At 68.1% G+C, this 17923-nt stretch carries 17 protein-coding genes; 10 read left to right on the top strand and 7 right to left on the bottom strand.

Annotated elements, in window-relative coordinates; genetic code table 11:
- Position 1: 1 nt before the first annotated feature.
- Together fmt and def are read right to left on the bottom strand one after the other, a co-directional pair.
- Complete coding sequence (gene fmt, locus KVS69_RS10315; RefSeq protein ID WP_217537986.1) at positions 2–925, bottom strand: methionyl-tRNA formyltransferase; 924 nt, start codon at positions 923–925, stop codon at positions 2–4.
- 74 nt (positions 926–999) lie between these two features.
- A complete protein-coding gene (gene def, locus KVS69_RS10310) occupies positions 1000–1512 on the bottom strand; it encodes a peptide deformylase (RefSeq protein ID WP_217537985.1) in 513 nt (170 codons plus the stop codon).
- Between the two features lie 125 nt (positions 1513–1637).
- On the opposite strand from def, the gene KVS69_RS10305 reads away from it, so the two are divergent.
- The 9 genes from KVS69_RS10305 to KVS69_RS10265 all read left to right on the top strand — a co-directional run bounded on the left by KVS69_RS10305 (position 1638) and on the right by KVS69_RS10265 (position 11244).
- Positions 1638–2771, top strand: a complete 1134-nt coding sequence (locus KVS69_RS10305; RefSeq protein WP_068854170.1) for a LysM peptidoglycan-binding domain-containing protein — start codon at positions 1638–1640, stop codon at positions 2769–2771.
- A 127-nt stretch (positions 2772–2898) separates the two neighbouring features.
- Positions 2899–4038, top strand: a complete 1140-nt coding sequence (gene dprA / locus KVS69_RS10300; RefSeq protein WP_217537984.1) for a DNA-processing protein DprA — start codon at positions 2899–2901, stop codon at positions 4036–4038.
- A gap of 42 nt (positions 4039–4080) precedes the next feature.
- The gene (locus KVS69_RS10295) at positions 4081–4554 is read left to right on the top strand and encodes a DUF494 family protein (protein WP_068854172.1); all 474 of its coding nucleotides are present in this window, start codon (positions 4081–4083) and stop codon (positions 4552–4554) included.
- Between the two features lie 39 nt (positions 4555–4593).
- Positions 4594–5385: a pilin gene (locus KVS69_RS10290; RefSeq protein WP_217537983.1), complete on the top strand. Its 792-nt coding sequence runs from the start codon at positions 4594–4596 to the stop codon at positions 5383–5385.
- A 37-nt stretch (positions 5386–5422) separates the two neighbouring features.
- A complete protein-coding gene (locus tag KVS69_RS10285) occupies positions 5423–6331 on the top strand; it encodes an RDD family protein (RefSeq protein ID WP_217537982.1) in 909 nt (302 codons plus the stop codon).
- Between the two features lie 189 nt (positions 6332–6520).
- Positions 6521–9019, top strand: coding sequence for a DNA topoisomerase I (locus KVS69_RS10280; protein ID WP_068854175.1), 2499 nt, complete (start codon positions 6521–6523; stop codon positions 9017–9019).
- Positions 9020–9079: 60 nt separating this feature from the next.
- Positions 9080–9640, top strand: a complete 561-nt coding sequence (locus tag KVS69_RS10275) for a Sua5/YciO/YrdC/YwlC family protein (RefSeq protein WP_217537981.1) — start codon at positions 9080–9082, stop codon at positions 9638–9640.
- Positions 9641–9690: 50 nt separating this feature from the next.
- Positions 9691–10491, top strand: a complete 801-nt coding sequence (locus KVS69_RS10270) for a DUF4124 domain-containing protein (RefSeq protein WP_217537980.1) — start codon at positions 9691–9693, stop codon at positions 10489–10491.
- A 33-nt stretch (positions 10492–10524) separates the two neighbouring features.
- Complete coding sequence (locus KVS69_RS10265; protein WP_217537979.1) at positions 10525–11244, top strand: DUF4124 domain-containing protein; 720 nt, start codon at positions 10525–10527, stop codon at positions 11242–11244.
- Between the two features lie 24 nt (positions 11245–11268).
- On the opposite strand, the gene KVS69_RS10260 is transcribed toward KVS69_RS10265, so the two are convergent.
- Positions 11269–12045, bottom strand: coding sequence for an SDR family oxidoreductase (locus tag KVS69_RS10260; RefSeq protein WP_068854179.1), 777 nt, complete (start codon positions 12043–12045; stop codon positions 11269–11271).
- Positions 12046–12166: 121 nt separating this feature from the next.
- Here KVS69_RS10260 and KVS69_RS10255 point away from each other — a divergent pair, with 121 nt between their 5' ends.
- Positions 12167–12382 carry a hypothetical protein gene (locus KVS69_RS10255; RefSeq protein ID WP_217537978.1) on the top strand — a complete coding sequence of 72 codons (216 nt, stop codon included), beginning with the start codon at positions 12167–12169 and terminating at the stop codon, positions 12380–12382.
- Positions 12383–12528: 146 nt separating this feature from the next.
- On the opposite strand, the gene sppA is transcribed toward KVS69_RS10255, so the two are convergent.
- The 4 genes from sppA to KVS69_RS10235 all read right to left on the bottom strand — a co-directional run bounded on the left by sppA (position 12529) and on the right by KVS69_RS10235 (position 17509).
- A complete protein-coding gene (gene sppA / locus KVS69_RS10250; RefSeq protein WP_068854181.1) occupies positions 12529–14433 on the bottom strand; it encodes a signal peptide peptidase SppA in 1905 nt (634 codons plus the stop codon).
- Positions 14434–14518: 85 nt separating this feature from the next.
- On the bottom strand, positions 14519–15889 hold the full coding sequence (locus KVS69_RS10245) for an MATE family efflux transporter (RefSeq protein WP_217537977.1): 1371 nt from the start codon (positions 15887–15889) through the stop codon (positions 14519–14521).
- Positions 15890–15960: 71 nt separating this feature from the next.
- Positions 15961–16515: a DUF3106 domain-containing protein gene (locus KVS69_RS10240; protein ID WP_217537976.1), complete on the bottom strand. Its 555-nt coding sequence runs from the start codon at positions 16513–16515 to the stop codon at positions 15961–15963.
- Positions 16508–17509: a hypothetical protein gene (locus tag KVS69_RS10235; RefSeq protein WP_068854184.1), complete on the bottom strand. Its 1002-nt coding sequence runs from the start codon at positions 17507–17509 to the stop codon at positions 16508–16510. The genes KVS69_RS10240 and KVS69_RS10235 overlap by 8 nt, the downstream gene beginning before the upstream one ends.
- Between the last annotated feature and the right edge of the window lie 414 nt (positions 17510–17923).

Below are 17923 nucleotides of genomic sequence, written 5' to 3'. Positions count from 1 at the left end.
CTCAGGTGCCCACGGCCAGGTCGCGGCGGGCATTGAGGTAGTCGGCCGCGGTGATCGCCTTGCCGCCCTCGCGCTGCAGCACGCGCAGGCGCAGCGCGCCCTGGCCACAGGCGATATCGATGCCGTCGCGGCCGGCCGCCAGCAGCGTGCCCGGGGCCTTGCCCTGGTTGTCCGCCAGCGCCACCGCGCCGTGGATGCGCACGCGCTCGCCGGCCAGCTGGGCTTCGGCAATCGGCCACGGGTTGAAGGCGCGCACGGTGCGCTCCAGCACCTGCGCATCCTGCGACCAGTCCAGCCGCGCTTCGGCCTTGTCCAGCTTGTGCGCGTAGGTCACCCCCTGTTCCGGCTGCGGCTGGGCGATCGGCTTGAGGCCGGCGCGCAGCAGGCCCAGGCCGTCGGACAGCACCTGCGCGCCGAGTTCGGCCAGGCGGTCGTGCAGCGAGCCGCCCAGTTCACCGGCCTGGATCGGGGTGTGCTGGCGCAGCAGCACCGGGCCGGTGTCCAGCCCGGCTTCCATCTGCATCAGGCACACACCGGTGTCGGCATCGCCGGCCTGGATGGCGCGCTGGATCGGCGCGGCGCCGCGCCAGCGTGGCAGCAGCGAGGCATGCACGTTCCAGCAGCCGTAGGTCGGGATGGCCAGCACCGCCTTGGGCAGGATCAGCCCGTAGGCCACCACCACCATCAGGTCCGGCTGCAGGTCGCGCAGCTGCTGCTGGGCCTGTTCGCCCTTGAGCGATTCGGGCTGGAACACCGGGATGCCGCGGGCGATCGCTTCCAGCTTCACCGGCGAGGGCATCAGCCCGCGACCACGGCCGGCCGGGCGGTCCGGCTGGGTGTACACGCCCACCACCTCCTGGTGGCGCGCGGCGGCGCGCAGCGAGGCGACGGCGAACTCAGGCGTTCCGGCAAAGACGATCTTCATGGCGTTCCCACTTGCAGAAAGAAAAACGGCGCCGGGGCACGGCGCCGAACAACCGGTCAGGCGGCGTGGCCAGGTCAGGCAACGTGCTTGCGCGACTTGGCCAGCTTCTTGCGGACCATCTCGCGCTTGAGCGGAGACAGGTAATCAATGAACAGCTTGCCGTCCAGGTGGTCCATCTCATGCTGCACGCACACCGCCAGCAGGCCGTCGGTGGTCAGCTCCTGGGCCACGCCCTGGCGGTCCAGGAAGCGCACGGTGATGGTGTCGGCGCGGGTCACGTCGGCAAAGATGCCGGGCACCGACAGACAGCCTTCCTGGTAGACCTGGCCGCCTTCGCTGGCCACGATCTCCGGGTTGATGAACACCCGCGGGGTGTCCTTCTCTTCGCTGACGTCGATGACCATGAAGCGCTTGTGGACGTCGACCTGGGAGGCCGCCAGGCCGATGCCCGGGGCGTCGTACATGGTCTGGAACATGTTGTCGATCAGTTCCTGGAAGACCGGGGTGGTCACTTCGGCGGCGTCGATCAGCGCCGCCTTGGTGCGCAGGCGCGGGTCCGGGAACTCGAGAATGGGCAGGATGGCCATGGCAAATACCGTTTGGGGGCGCCCTTAAAGCGGCGTACGTCGCAATTCTATCGCCAACGCTTGCCTTGCGCCCCGGTTTCTGGACTATAGTGCTCGAACCTGTTGGGGAATCAGGCACCACACCTATGTTTGAAAGAACTCGTACGGTCGTCGCCGTCGCGATGCTGACCGTCGCTACCTATGCTACCGCCGTTGAAGTGAATGGCGGGCACCCGGAAACCTACGTCGTCCAGAAGGGCGATACCTTGTGGGACATTTCCGCGCGCTTCCTTAAAAAGCCGTGGTTGTGGCCGGAAATCTGGCAGGCCAACCCGCAGGTCAAGAACCCGCACCTCATCTATCCAGGTGATGTGCTGAGCCTGGCCTACCTGGACCGCGTCGTGGCCCAGCCCGGCCCGCGCCAGGAAGCGCCGATCAATGCGATCCCGCTCAGCCAGGTCGAACCCTTCCTGAAGCAGCTCAGCGTGGTGGACGAGATCGACTCGCTGCCCTACGTGGTGGCCCTGGAAGACAACCGCCTGCGCGCCACCACCGGCCAGACCGCCTACGTGCGGGGGCTGGAAGGGGCACAGGTGGGCCAGCGCTGGGCCGTGGTCCGACCGACCGTGCGCTACTCGCTGCCCAAGCCGACCGAGGACCTGACCGCCAACGGGGATGTCACTCCGGGCAGCGGCAACCTGTGGAAGAACTTCGTGGCCGCGCCGAGCAAGCGCAACGAGATGCTGGGCTACGAGCTGTCCCAGCTGAACGTGGGCACGGTCGTGAAGGTGCCGGACGATAAGTCGGACGTGACCTCCATCGCGCTGCAGGGCCGGACCGACGGGCGTGAAGTGCGCGCCGGCGACCGCCTGGTGCCGGTGGAAGCCACCCCGTATGACCTGCAGTTCTTCCCGCACGCCCCCGCCGCCCAGACCGAAGGCCTGGACGTTCGCGTGCTGGCGGTGACGGACATGTACCTGGCCGGCGGCCCGCGCGACGTCATCGCGATCTCGGCAGGCAGCGCCAACGGCATCGACAACGGAACCGTGGTTTCGCTGTGGCGCCAAGGGCGGCATGTGGCCCACCGCATGAAGTACCCGGGCTCCTCGCGCATGGACGACTCGCTCACCGACGGTGCCGGGCGCGTTTCCCTGCCCGATGAGTACGCCGCCCACGCGATGGTGTTCCGCACCTTCGACAAGGTCAGCTATGCGCTGGTGATGCAGGGCGTGAAGCCGGTGCTGGTCGGCTATTCGGCCAAGCACCCCGACGCGCAATAACCGCGCCGGGTCGGCGCTGCCGACCCCACCACGCGGTAGGTACCGACCGTTGGTCGGTACACATCCTGACGCAACAACACGACGGCGCCCCAGGGCGCCGTCGTCGTATGCGGGCTAGCCTGAGCCGATGCCCGATGACCTGCCCTGTTCTAGAGAGGCGCTGCTGCGCCTGGTCCTTGCCGGTGGCGCCCCGGCGCCCCGCCGCGCCCTGCTGGCCCGCTTCGCTGATCCCGCCCAGGCCCTGCGTGCCGGCCCTGCCGCATGGCGCGCCGCCGGTTGCAGCCCGCACCAGCGGGCACTGCTGGCGCTGCCCGACCGCGACGCGCTCGCTCGCGGCCTGCATTGGCTGTCGCAACCCGGCCGGCACCTGCTGTCGATAGAAACCGACGACTACCCCACCCTGCTGCGCCCGCTGGAACCAGCGCCGCTGGCGCTGTTCGTGCACGGCGACCCGGCCACCCTCTGGCACCCCGCGGTGGCCGTGGTCGGCAGCCGCACCCCATCGCCCACGGGTGCCGAGCTGGCCGCCGAGTTCGCCGGCGCCTTGGCCCGCAGTGGCCTGGGCGTGGTCAGCGGGCTGGCCGCCGGGGTCGATGCGCGGGCCCACCAGGCCGCCCTGGACGTACCCGGCGGGCGCACCGTGGCCGTAGTGGCCACCGGCCTGGACCTGACCTACCCGCCCCGGCACGAAGCGCTGCAGGCACGCATCGCCGAGCGCGGGGCCGTGGTCAGCGAATATCCGCCCGGCACCGTGGCGCGCCCGGGGCAGTTCCCGGCCCGCAACCGGATCGTGGCCGGGCTGACCCTGGGCACCCTGGTGATCGAGGCGGCAGCCCGCTCCGGGGCCCTGATCACGGCGCGCCTGGCCGCGGAGATCGGCCGTGAGGTATTCGCGCTGCCCGGCTCGGTGCGAAACCCGCGCGCGCGCGGCTGCCACCGTCTGATCCGTGATGGCGCCCAGCTGGTGGAAACCCCGGCCGAGGTCGTCGCCGGGCTGACCGGGGCCGCCGCCAGCCTGGGGCAGGCCTTGCGTTGGCGTCTGGACGCCCCCACTGAACAGGCACGGTCGGCGCATGGCAGCGCTTCCCCCTTCCCCCTCCCCGACTACCAGCGCTTGTGGAACGTGCTGGATGAAAACCCAACGGGTATGGATTCATTGATCCAGCGCAGCGGATTGACGGCGGACCAGCTGTCGGCCATGCTGCTGATCATGGAACTGGATGGAAAGGTGGTCGCCAACCATGGCCGCTACTGTCGAAAACCCTAGTTTCTTCACCTCCACAGCGTCGTTGACGCAGGCCGAGGGGCAATGAAAGAGAGCATTCTGGATGTCCTGCTGTACCTGTTCGAACATTATTTCAGCGAGGACGCGGACCTCATCCGCGACCGCGACTCCCTCCAGAACGGCCTGATACAGGCCGGCTTCAGCCCCACCGAAATCAACAAAGCCTTCGATTGGCTGGACGCCCTGGCCGAGCAGCGCCCGGCCGTGACCCTGGCCCGCGTCGACGGTCCCGTGCGCATTTTCCATGGCCCGGAGCTGGACAAGCTCGACGTGGAAGGCCGTGGCTTCCTGATGTTCCTGGAACAGCACGGCATCCTGGATGCCAACCAGCGCGAGCTGGTGCTGGACCGCGCCATGGCCCTGGACCAGGACGAACTGGACCTGGACGACCTCAAGTGGGTGGTGCTGATGGTGCTGTTCAACCAGCCCGGCGCCGAGGCAGCGTATGCCTGGATGGAAACCCAGATGTTCGTCGACGAACCGGAACCCCTTCACTGACCGTACACTGGGTGCTTCGCGCATTCAGGGGAATGGAAAGTGAGCCAGTGGTTCTATGCAGAAGGGAATCGTCAGCAGCGGGGTCCGCTGACATCTGAAGAGTTGATCGCGCTGTACCAGTCCAGCCGCATTGCGCTGGATACCCTGGTATGGCGCGACGGGCTTGCCCAATGGCAGCCCCTGCGAACTGTCGCCGACGAGATCGGCCTGGTGATCGCACCGCCGCCGGCGGTGGAGCCGCCGCTCCCGCTGGACGGCCCGCAGTTGGAGCCGGTCGTGCCCAGCCCGCCGAGGATTCCCGGGTTCGACACGCCTGCGCCGCGCGCCACCGGACCCGGGCCGGCCGCGCCCGCCTATGCCTCGGCGCCGGGTTACCCGCGCGCCGCGCCGCCGCCGAAGAAGACCTCCGGGTGCCTGATCATCGGGCTGGTGGTGGGCCTGGTGTTCCTGGTGGTGATCGCCATCCTCGCCGCGATCGCGCTTCCTGCCTACAGCGATTACCAGCACCGTGCCCGCGTGGCCAATGCGGTGGGCATCGTGTCGCAGCTGAAGAACCAGGTGACCGAGTTCGCCATGAGCACCGACCGCTGCCCGGTCAACGGCGACGATGGCTTCCAGAGCCCGACCTCGTACGCCGGCGACTACGTGGGTGCGGTGCGCATCGGCCGCATCGGCGAAGACAAGTGCGGCATCGAAATGGAATTTGCCGTGCCGGGCAAGCGGGCACTCGATGGCAAAATGTTGTGGTTCGAATACGACATGCAGAGCCAGGCGTGGACCTGCAGCAGCGATCTCGACACCAAGTATCTGCCCGCGCAGTGCCCCGGTTGAGCAGCACTTCAATTATGGATGAGAGGGGAAGCACGCAATGACTGAGTGGTATTACGCAGACGGCCAGGACCGCCAGGGTCCGTTGCTGGTCGAAGACCTGCGCCAGCGCTTCCAGCGCGGTGAAATCAGCCTCACTACGCTGGTATGGCGCGAAGGCTACCCGCAGTGGAAGCCGCTGTCCGAGGCGGTCGAGGAACTGCAGCTGCAGAACCTGACCAGCGCCGCGAGCAACCTGGGCAGCGGCTTCGACCTGCGCGGGGATTACACCGCCATCGACAACGGCACCGCACCGCTGCCCGGCACCGGCGGCGGCACCTATTCGCCGTATACCGCGCCTGCGGCCACCGGCGGCTACGGCGCGGCCGTGGTGGGCGGTGGCGAGGTGGTCTACGCCGGCTTCTGGAAGCGTTACGCGGCGTACTTCCTGGACTCGATCGTGGTGGGCATCATCAACGTCCCGGTCAGCGTGGTGTTCAACCTGATCGGCGCGTCCAGCGGCAATGAAAGCCTGGCCCTGGCGATGAGCCTGGTGGCCATGCTGAGCGGTTTCGCCATCGGCATCGGCTACTACGCCGGCTTCCACGCCTCGCGCGGCGGCGCCACCCTGGGCAAGATGGCCGTGGGCATCAAGGTGGTGCGCAGCGACGGCGAGCGGATCACCTTCCTGCGCGGCGTGAGCCGCTACTTCGGTTTCATCCTGAGCAGCCTGACCCTTTTCATCGGCTTCATCATGGCCGCCTTCACCGAGCGCAAGCAGGCACTGCACGACATGCTGTGCGACACGCTGGTGGTGGACAAGTGGGCCTTCACCGAGAACGCCGAGTTCCAGGAACGCGGCCTGGGCACGGTCACCATCGTGATCCTGGTCATCAGCGGCATCCTGACGGTGGCCATGATCGGCCTGTTGATCCTCGGTTTCGGGGCCATTGCCGCGTCCATGTCCTGACCGGCCCTCACACCCGGACGCTTGACACAGGCGGCTCCGGCGTGATTCCTCTAGCAGGCGCAAAACCTGAACGCCCGGCGCATACCCGGGCGTTCAGCATATGGAATTCGACGGCTGCCCTTCACTAATGCGGCCATTTGCTCCACCCTAGCGCCCTCTCCCGGGCTGCTGCCCACAGAAATCAACGACATGCCCAAGCACCTGCTCATCGTCGAATCGCCCGCCAAGGCCAAGACGATCAACAAATACCTCGGCAAGGACTTCACCGTCCTGGCCTCGTATGGGCATGTGCGCGACCTGGTCCCCAAGGAAGGTGCGGTCGACCCCGACAACAACTTCGCGATGCGCTATGACCTGATCGAGAAGAACGAGAAGCACGTCGATGCGATCGCCAAGGCCGCCAAGGGCGCCGACGACATCTTCCTGGCCACCGACCCGGATCGCGAGGGTGAAGCGATCAGCTGGCACATCGCCGAGATCCTGAAGGAGCGCGGGCTGGTCAAGGACAAGCCGATGCAGCGGGTGGTCTTCACCGAGATCACCCCGCGCGCGATCAAGGAGGCCATGAGCCAGCCGCGCGCCATCGCCAGCGACCTGGTCGATGCCCAGCAGGCGCGCCGCGCGCTGGATTACCTGGTCGGCTTCAACCTGTCCCCGGTGCTGTGGCGCAAGGTCCAGCGCGGCCTGTCCGCCGGCCGCGTGCAGAGCCCGGCGCTGCGCATGATCGTCGAGCGCGAGGAGGAAATCGAAGCCTTCATCGCCCGCGAATACTGGAGCATCGATGCCGCCTGCGCGCACCCCTCGCAGCCGTTCAATGCCCGCCTGATCAAGCTGGACGGCCAGAAGTTCGAGCAGTTCACGGTGACCGACGGCGACACCGCCGAGGCCGCGCGCCTGCGCATCCAGCAGGCCGCCCAGGGCAACCTGCACGTCACCGACGTGGCCAGCAAGGAGCGCAAGCGCCGCCCGGCCGCCCCGTTCACCACCTCCACGCTGCAGCAGGAAGCCTCGCGCAAGTTGGGCTTCACCACCCGCAAGACCATGCAGGTGGCGCAGAAGCTGTACGAAGGCGTGGCGATCGGCGACGAAGGCACCGTAGGCTTGATTTCGTACATGCGTACCGACTCGGTCAACCTGTCCCAGGATGCGCTGGCCGAAATCCGCGACGTGATCGCCCGCGATTACGGCATTGCCGCCCTGCCGGACAAGCCCAACACCTACCAGACCAAGTCCAAGAACGCCCAGGAAGCGCATGAAGCGGTACGCCCGACGGCCGCGCTGCGCACCCCGGCGTCGGTGGCGCGCTACCTCACCGACGACGAGCGCAAGCTGTACGAGCTGATCTGGAAGCGTGCGGTGGCCAGCCAGATGATTCCGGCCACGCTCAACACCGTCAGCGTGGACCTGTCGGCCGGCAGCGAACACGTGTTCCGCGCCAGCGGCACCACCGTGGTGGTGCCCGGCTTCCTGGCCGTGTACGAGGAAGGCAAGGACAACAAGAGCGCCGAGGACGACGACGAAGGCCGCAAGCTGCCGGCGATGAAGCCCGGCGACCGCGTGCCGCTGGAGCGCATCCTGGCCGAACAGCACTTCACGCAGCCGCCGCCGCGCTTCACCGAAGCGGCGCTGGTCAAGGCGCTGGAAGAGTATGGCATCGGCCGTCCGTCGACCTATTCGTCGATCATCCAGACCCTGCTGTTCCGCAAGTACGTGGAAATGGAAGGCCGCAGCTTCCGCCCGTCCGACGTGGGCCGTGCGGTCTCCAAGTTCCTCTCCAGCCACTTCACCCAGTACGTGGACTACGACTTCACCGCCAAGCTCGAAGACGAGCTCGATGCGGTGTCGCGCGGCGAAGAAGACTGGATTCCGTTGATGGCCCGCTTCTGGGAACCCTTCAACCAGCTGGTGGAAGAGAAGAAGGAATCGGTCGACCGCGCCGAGGCCAGTGGCGCGCGCGAGCTCGGCACCGACCCCAAGACCGGCAAGCCGGTCAGCGTGCGGCTGGGCCGGTTCGGGCCGTACGCGGCCATCGGCAGCACCGCCGAGGACGCCGAGGACAAGCCCAAGTTCGCCTCGCTGCGCCCGGGCCAGTCGATGCACACCATCAATCTGGAAGACGCGCTGGAGCTGTTCCTCATGCCGCGCGCGCTGGGTGAGGACAAGGGCGAGGACGTCAGCGTGGGCATCGGCCGCTTCGGCCCGTTCGCCAAGCGTGGCAGCACCTACGCTTCGCTGAAGAAGGAAGATGACCCCTACACCATCGATCTGGCCCGCGCGGTGTTCCTGATCGAAGAGAAGGAAGAGATCGCCCGCAACCGCATCATCAAGGAATTCGACGGCAGCGAGATCCAGGTATTGAACGGCCGTTTCGGCCCGTACCTGAGCGACGGCAAGATGAACGGCAAGATCCCGAAGGATCGCGAGCCGGCCTCGCTGACCCTGGCCGAAGTGCAGCAGCTGATGGAAGAAACCGGCAAGCCGGTGCGCAAGGGCTTCGGAAAGAAGGCCGCCAAGAAGGTCGTGGCCAAGAAGGCCCCGGCGAAGAAGGCGGCAGTGAAGAAGGAGCCGGCGGCGAAAAAGGCCGCCGTCAAGAAGGCCCCTGCCAAGAAGGCACCTGCGAAGAAGGCGGCGACCAAGAAGGCCGCCACGAAGAAGGCCGCAGCGAAGAAAGCAGTAAAGAAGGCCTGACCGCGGTAGCGCCCGACCGCTGGTCGGGCGACAACACGGCGCACTGGAACGGTCGTCACCATGAATGAACTCACCGTCGACTCTGCCTCTCCCGCGCTGCGCGCCGGCGGCGTGATCGCCTACCCCACCGAAGCGGTGTGGGGACTGGGCTGCGACCCGGCCAACGAAGCGGCCGTGCTGAAGCTGCTGCAGCTCAAGCAGCGGCCGGTCGAGAAGGGCATGATCCTGGTCGCTGCCGACCTCGCCCAGCTGGAAGGCTGGGTGCGGATCGACGCGCTGCCTGCCGAGCGCAGGGCCGAGGTACTGGCCAGCTGGCCCGGCGCCAACACCTGGATCCTGCCCGCCGGGCCTCGCGCGCCACGATGGATCACAGGGGAACACACCGGCATTGCCGTGCGGGTCAGCGCCCACCCGCTGGTGGCGGCGCTGTGCCGCGCCTGGGGCGGGCCGCTGGTGTCCACCAGCGCCAACCTGGCCGGCCAGCCGCCGGCGCGCAGCCGTGCCGGACTGGACCCGAACCTGCTGCGCGACCTGGACGGGCTGGTTGACGGCGCCACCGGTGGCCTGGACCAGCCCACCCCGATCCGCGACGCCCTCACCGGCCACGTCCTGCGCACCTGAGCCGCATGGCGTTCTTTGCGCCTGCACAGGCAAGGCCGCACACTGCGGCCATGCGCCCACACCCTGCCCTCCCGCTGTACCTGTTGCTGCTGTGCAGCGCCCCGCTGGCGGCGCAGGACAGCAGCGTGCGTGTCTACCGCTGCGTAGGCAGCAACGGGGCGGTATCGCTGCAGGACGCCCCATGCCGCAACGGCCGCCAGGAAGTGCGCGAGATGCAGCGCCCGCGCGATCCGGCGCCGCGCGTGGTGCGCAGCGATCGCGCCCCCGCCACGCCCGCGCCTGCCGCACCCGAACGCGAGGTGCGCTACGTGCAGGTACAGCCACCGCAGCCGATGTACGAATGCATCCGCGACGACGGCAGCCGCTATACCAGCGAAACCAGCGAGGGCAATCCGCGCTGGGTGCCGGTGTGGACCAGCGCCTGGATCCCAGGACGCCGGCCCGGTGGCATCCATCCCGGCCCGGGACCGGGGCCGGGGCCGGGACCTCGCCCATTGCCCCCGATCGCGCCGATGGGCAGCGGCTCGGTCAGCTCCAGTGGCGGCTCGCTGACCGTCTCCGGCGGCGGCTCACGGGTCGGCGGCAGCCTCTCCGTCGGCAGCGGCAGTACCCAGTGGCACAGCGAAGGGTCGGCGTACCCGGGCACCTACCAGGACGTGGTGGTTCCGGCCGGCAACGTGCTGGTGCGCGACCAGTGCCACCCGTTGCCCGCCAGCGAAGTGTGTTCGATCCTGCGCGACCGCCGCTGGGAGCTGGTGCGGCGCTACAACAGCGCGCTGCAGAGCGAGCGCGATGCGATCAGCCGCGAGCAGCGTGGCGTGGATGCGCGCCTTGACCGGGATTGCCGGTAGGGCGCGGCAGCCGGCGCGTTGTATCCTTCGCCGATGAAACCGTATTGGCTCCTGTTGCTGCTGTGCGTGGCGTCGTCGGCGATGGCGGATGAGCCGATCGTGTTCCGCTGCACCGATGCAGACGACAACGTGACCGTGCAGGGCAAGCCCTGCCCGGCCGGCAGCCACCAGGTCATCCAGCGCATGAATGCCGCGCCATCGCGCGCGGAGGTGTCCGTGTCGGCCCAGGCGACGCCCCCGCCGCCTGCCGCGCCAACGGTCCAGCCGTTGTCACCCGCAACGATGCCGCCGCAGGTCCCCGGCAAGGCGCAGCCGATGGAGCGCATGATTTCAGAGGCGTACGAAGTGCCACGGGGCACTGCGATCCTGGATAGTGCGAACCTGCCCAGGCCCGGCGACGAGCTGCCCGGCGACGGCCCGGCAAAACCGCCACTGCCGGAGATCTACCAGTGCCAAGGCCAGGACGGCGGACGCTACCTGCACGAGCGTGAGCCGGCACCGCCGACCTGCGTGCTGCTGTCGGTCACAGCGCTGGGCGGCAACACGCCGGTCAACGCCGCCAGCTGCGAAGTGGTCCGCGATACCTGCGAGCCGCTGGCTGAAGACCAGCGCTGCAATGCGTGGCAGCAGCGCTTCCGCGATGCACGTGGGCGGGAACGCTTCGCCTCGCCCGGCACCGCCGCCGCCGCTACCGCCGAACGCGAGCGCCTGCAGGGCGTGCTGTCGGAAAGCAACTGCGCGGTACCCCGGTAGGTACCGACCGTTGGTCGGTACGCCTCAGAACCCGTAGCGCAGGAATCCACCGTCCACGGCAATGCACTCGCCGGTGACATAGCTGGCCGCAGGCAGGCACAGGAACCCGACGGCGGCGGCTACTTCCTCAGGCTCGCCGATGCGCCGCATCGGAGTGCGGTCGATCACCTGTTCGTAGTAATCCGGGTCCGCCAGCGGGCCGGAGGTGCGGCGGGTGCGGATGTACCACGGCGCCACCGCGTTGACCCGGATGCCGTCTTCGGCCCACTCCACCGCCAGGTTGCGGGTCATCTGGTGCATCGCCGCCTTGGTCATCCCGTACACCGCGCCACTGCGCACATGGGTGAGCCCGGAGACACTGCCGACATTGACGATGGCCGAGGCGGCGTGGCGGGCCAGCAACGGGTGCGCATAACGCGACAGTTCGAACGCGGAAAACAGGTTCGTCTCGAAGATGCCGCGCCACTCGTCTTCGGTGTATTCGGTGGCCGGCTTGGTGATGTTGCCGCCCGCGTTGTTGATCAGCAGGTGCAGCCCATCGCTGTGGTCTTCCACCCAGTCCAGGATCTCGCGACGATCCTCGTCGTCGGAAACGTCGGCGGACAGGCCGTGGATCTCACGATCCGGATAGGCATCGGCCAGCTCATCGCGGGCCATTTCCAATGCGTCCGCGTCGCGCCCCACGATCAGCAGGTCGGCGCCGAATCCCAGCAGCTCGCGCGCGATCGCCAGGCCGATACCGGCGCTGGCGCCGGTGATCAATGCGGTCTGTCCATCCAGTCGCCAACGATGCGCACTCACCTGCTTCTCCTGCCTTGGGGCACTGCAGGATAGCCCGCATGCCGGTGCGGCGCACCCCATCACACACGGGCGGCAAAGCGGTGCGAAACTGCGCGTCCCTGGGTTCGCCTGCGAGGTTGCCATGTTGATCCGTATCGCCCTGCCGATGGCCGGCCTGCTTGCGCTGTGCGGCTGCAACCGCCCGGTGCCTCCGGCCCCGGACAAGCCACCCGAACCGCAGGCCACGGCACTTCGCAACGCCATGCAGCAACCGCTCGACAAAGCCAAGGCCGCACGCGAAACGCTGGAAAAAGCACCGGACACCAGCGCCGCCGATGAGGCCGAAGCGGGCCGGTAAAGAATAAAAAAACCCGGCCTTGGCCGGGTTTTTTGTTGAAGCGCGTCACCACCAACGGTGGTGACCTACCGGGACAATCGCATCGGGTAGATCACGACCGTTGGTCGTGCAACGGGTAGATCACGACCGTTGGTCGTGATCCGCCATCAGAAACCGCAGAAGCAGTACGCCAGCGCCTTGACCGGGGCGCTGCCGCGCGGGTCGCGGGCGGCGTCTTCGACGAAGCGCAGCTGGGTGTCCACTTCCGGCATCGACCGGGCCAGCATCATCCGCGCCACGCCTGATTCGCCCAGCATCCAGGCACCGGCATGACTGCCGGCGAAGCCGCTGAGGAACTGCGCGAACGGAGTGGCAGGCTTTTCGATGTAGCGCACGCGCACCTTGTCCGGGCCGCCCAGCTTGGCGCGGTTGGAGGCGTCGGCGATGGCCGCCTTGAGGCCGCCGAAGGCATCGACCAGGCCGCGTTCCTTGGCCTGTGCACCGCTCCACACGCGACCGCGGGCGACTTCGTCCACCGCTTCGACGGGCTTGCTGCGTGCATCGGCCACCTTGCCGGTGAAATCGGCGTAGCCCTTGTTGATCACCGACTGGATCACCTGGCCCACGGCCGGGTCCATCGGGCGGGTGATGTCGAACGCACCGGCGAAGCGGGTGGTGCCCACGCCGTCGGTGTGCACGCCGATCTTGTCCAGCGAACGCGACAGGTTGGGGATCATGCCGAAGATGCCGATCGAACCGGTGATCGTCGACGGATCGGCGTAAATGCGGTCGGCATTCATGCTGATCCAGTAGCCGCCCGATGCCGCCAGGTCGCCCATCGACACCACCACCGGCTTGCCGGCCGCCTTCAGCGCCACCACCTCACGGCGGATCTGCTCGGAGGCGAACACTTCACCGCCGGGCGAATCCACGCGAAGCACCACGGCCTTCACGTTGTCGTCGTCGCGCGCTTCGCGCAACAGCGCCGAGGTCGACTCACCGCCCACGCGGCCGGCCGGCAGGTCGCCACCGGCGATCTCTCCGGACGCCACCACCACCGCCACCTGCGGCCGCGAATCCACCGGCGAACGACGGGTGTCGATCTGGGTCAGGTATTCGTCAAGGTTGATGCTGCGGAAGCCACCGTCGGCATCTTCATCGGCCACGCCACGATCGGCCAGCAGGTCTTCGACTTCCTCGCGGGTCTTCAGGCCATCCACCAGCTTCTGCTGCAGGGCGAACTTGGCCAGGTCGCCACCGGCAGCAGCGATGCCTTCGGGCATGGTGTCGATGCCGGCGGCCAGCTGCGCGGCGTCCAGCTTGCGCGCCGTGGCGATGTCGGCCAGGTAGCGCTGCCACACGTCGTTCATCCAGAACAGGTCGGCTTCCTTGGCCTGCGGCGACGCCGCGTCCAGCACGTACGGTTCGGCGGCGGACTTGTACTCGCCTACCTTGAACAGGTGCACGTCCACGCCCAGCTTGTCCTGCAGGCCGGTGCGGAAGTACTGGCGGTAACGACCGAGGCCTTCCAGCACCACCCCGCCCATCGGGTCGAGGTAGATCTCCTTGGCCTGCGCGGCCAGCAGGTACTGCCACTGGCTCATGTTGTCGCTGTAGGCCACGATGTCCTTGCCCGACGCGCGCAGTTCCTGCAGCGACGCGGCTACTTCACGCATCGAGGCAAAACCGCTCGGCTGCAGCTTGTCCAACTGCAGGACCACGCGTTCGATCTTCTTGTCCTCGCGCGCCGCATCCAGCGCGCGCACCAGGTCGCGCAGCTGCACTTCCTCGGCGCTGTTGTCGCCAATGGCCTTTGCGAGCGCACGGCTGACCGGATCCGCACTGAACTGTTCGACCAGGCGGCCTTCCGGCGCGATCACCAGCGTGGTGCGGTCCTGCAGGGTGCGGCCGCTGCTGGCGCCCTTGCCCATCGCGAAGACGAACAGGACCAGGATCAGCAGCAACAGGCCGAAGAACAGCAGGTTGAGGATCAGCCTGCGGGTAAAGTTCATCACATCCCACAGCCCGATGAAGAAGCTGGCGACGGGATTGCGACGCACGGGTTGGTTCATGGGGAAAACTCCAGTTGGCTTCTTGCCGTGGTACCAGCATAGCCCGTGCCGGACAGCCCGGCATCGGACACAAGTAAGGGGGCCATCAGGCCGGCAGGTTCAGGTCATTGCCGACACGACGGCTGCTCACGCGCAGCCGCCAGCCCATCAGGATCGCCGCTGCGGTCAGCCCCAGGATCAGGCCCAGCCACATGCCCTGCGGACCCATGCCCAGGCCCAGGCCGAGCCCGGCGCCGAGCGGCATGCCCAGCCCCCAGTAGGAGAACATGGCGATGAACATCGGCACGCGGGTGTCCTTCAGGCCGCGCAGCGCGCCGGCTGACAGCACCTGGATGCCATCCGGGAACTGGAACGCGGCCGCATACAGCAGCAGGGTGGAGGCCAGCGCGGCCACGCCCATGTCGGCGGTATACACCCCGACGATGGCGTCGTGCCCGAACAGCAGCACCAGCGCCGACAGCGTCTGCGTGCCCAGGATGATCAGCAGGCCGGCGATGGCAGCGCGCCGCACGCCCAGCCCGTTGCCGCTGCCTACCGCATGGCCCACGCGCACGGTGGTGGCTTCGGCCACGCCCATCGGGATCATGAAGCACAGCTGGGCCACGTTGATGGCGATCTGGTGCGAGGCCGCCTCGGTGGCGCCCAGGCGACCGATCAGCAGGGCGGTAACGATGAACAGCCCGCCCTCCATCAGCACCGTGATGCCGATCGGCAGGCCGGTACGCAGCAGGTCCCAGATCGCCGCCCAGCGCGGCAGCTCCAGGTGCGAGAACAGTTCCAGGTGGGCAAAGCGCTTGGTCTTCCACAGGTAGCCGGCAAAGCACAGCGCCTGGATCCACATCATGGTGGCCGAGGCGATGCCCAGGCCTTCGGCGCCCATTTCCGGGAAGCCCAGCTTGCCGTAACACAGCACGTAACCCAGCGGCGCCAGCACCAGCAGACCGCCGAAGCCGAGCAGCATGGTCGGGAGCGTCCAGTGCATGCCTTCGCTGAGGTAACGCATGCAGAAGTACAGGGTCAGCGCCGGGCCACCCCATCGCACCGCATGCAGGAACGCGGTCGCGCCCGGCACGATGTCCGGGGCGATGCCGAACGCGGGCAGCAACGGCGGCACCACCGTGAGGAAGGTGAACATGATCAGGCCCAGGCCCAGCGCCAGCCACAGCGCCTGGCGGAACAGCGGGCCGATCTCCCGCTCGCGGCCGGCGCCATGCAGCTGCGACACCGAGGCGGTGAGTGAGATCAACGTGCCGATCGGGATCAGCATCGGCAGCCACAGCAGCGCCGTGCCGATGGTGACCGCCGCCAGGGTCTGGGTGCCGTGGTGGCCGGCAATGACATTGTCGACGAAGGAAATCAGGCCAGTGGAGATGTGGCCAAGGACCAGCGGCAGCGCAAGCAGGCCGGTGGCGCGCACTTCCCGGGAGAGGCGCGGCGTTGCGGTAACGGTAGACATGGGATCACAGACGGCAACTACGGCAGCGCGCGGAGGGCACAGGCACCGGGTTGCGGCCGGTCATCTTACGCTCAACGCACCAGGTTTTCCTTCAACCAGGCATCGCGCGCGGCCGGCGCCAGCCCCAGGAACTGGTCGCGCACCTGGTCGCGCTCCTGCGGCGGCGTGCGCTGGGCGATCAGCGTGAGCTGGGCCAGCTGGCCCTCGTTGAGCTGGCGCAGCGCGGCCAGGGCGGGTTCGCGCTGGTCAGCGGGCAGGTAGCCGAACAGACCCTGCAGCTTGGGGAAATGCTGGCCCAGCTGCGGGCCCAGCAGCCAGCCGTCGCGGAACCGCTGGTCCTGTTCGTCGAAGCGGGCCCGCAGCGCCTGCTGCTGTGCAGCGGGCATCGCGGCAATACGGCCGGCGGCCTCGCGGATACGGGCACGTTCGGCTGCAGGCAATGCCTGCCATTGCGCATAGCGGCTGCGCAGTTCACGCAGCTGGGCCGGGTCCAGCGCGGCGGGGGTGGCGGGAATGGCGGGTGTGGTAACCGGCACAGGCGTGGCCGATGGCAGGGGCAGCGGCTGTGGCGCGGCATGCGCACCGGTCGCCAGGCCCATGGCGAGCAGCAGGATCGACTTATTCATCAGCGGCTGCCGTCTCCAGGCCGGCGGTGGCAGGTTCGGGGCGGCTGGGCTGCGGTTGCGACTCGTCCACCGGGACCGGCCCACCGGCGGCGGCCCACGCGTACAGGTCCGCATCGCGGGCGAGCATCAGGTCCGGGTCGGCCAGCATGGCCGCGTCACTGGCGGCGTGGGCCGGATCGGCCGGCGCCGTCACCGGCAGGTCTTCAGCCGCCAACGGTTCGACCCGCACCGGGTCGGCGGTGGAGACCGCGCCGTCGGGCACGCTGGCCTCGGGGGCGAGCGCCGGGCTGCGGTGCTTCCACCACGCCGCACCGCCCAGCAGCACGGCGATGGTGACCAGCAGGATCAGCAGGCCACGCCACAGCGGCCGGCGATTGTGACGGCGCACCGGCGTGCGCCGGGGCGCCGCATCGGCCGGGGCCGGCGCGCGCCATGAGGCCGGACCCTTGCCCGGCGCGGGGGCCGGCGCGGGCTGGTGCAGTTGCTGCAGCCTGCTGGCCGGCAGGTCACGCAGGCGCTGCTGCACCTGTTCGGCCAGGGCACGCCAGCCTGCCGCATCGGGGTGGCCCTGCGCATCGCGTGGGCAGGCCTGGGCCAGCGCCTGCTGGTAGTCGGCGACCGGCAGGTCCAGGATCTGCGCGGCGGCCGCCTCGTCCAGCCCGCCCCCTACCCGCAGCAGCAGCGCCAGACGTGCCGGCGGCGCCAGGCTGGGAAGGTGCGCCAGGCCAGGGGCCCACTGGCCGCCAGGGGCCGGCATGCGGATCGGGGTGCGGTGGGCGAGCAGGATCCAGAACCGGTCCGGCCACTGTGCCATCGGCACATCGCTGGCGATGCCGGCGAAGGCGCGCATCACCGCCACCAGTGCCTGTTCGGCGACGGTGGGGTCGCCGCACTGCAGCTCGGCAACCACCAGGGCACGGCGTTCGACGCCTCGCAGGAATGCGGACAGGGCACCCGCTGCAGTAGAGGAAACAGGGGCGTTCACAGCCGTCATAGCAACTCCATCAAGTGCCGAAATGATAGCGAGTGCGCCCGCGCAGGGGGATGCCGATATGGGTCACGTGCGACTACCGCGGTGATGTAGATGGCTTGACAGCGGCGCAGGTTGTGCACAGCACCAACAAAATCGGCAGAAAACCGGCAGGTGAAGCCGGCGTCACCCATGTGTCAGCTGTGTTTCACAGCCATCTTCTTGATTTTCATACATTTAGTTGTGTGGCTATTTTTTGACCAACCCAGGCTTCACTGCGGAACTCCCTGACAAACAGCTCGGAGTTCGGCACTCGCACACAGACTTATCCACAGAAGATGTGGATAAGACCGAATCTCCAATGGCCACGGATATTTAGCTCCTATTTAGGTTCCACGGCGCCATGCGGCGATCGGTTTCGTGCGCTGAACAGGGCCG

The organism is Stenotrophomonas sp. GbtcB23, assembly GCF_019091045.1.
Taxonomy (GTDB): domain Bacteria; phylum Pseudomonadota; class Gammaproteobacteria; order Xanthomonadales; family Xanthomonadaceae; genus Stenotrophomonas; species Stenotrophomonas rhizophila_A.
Note: the sequence above shows the minus strand (reverse complement) of the source record. Positions and strands in the feature narration are given on the sequence as shown.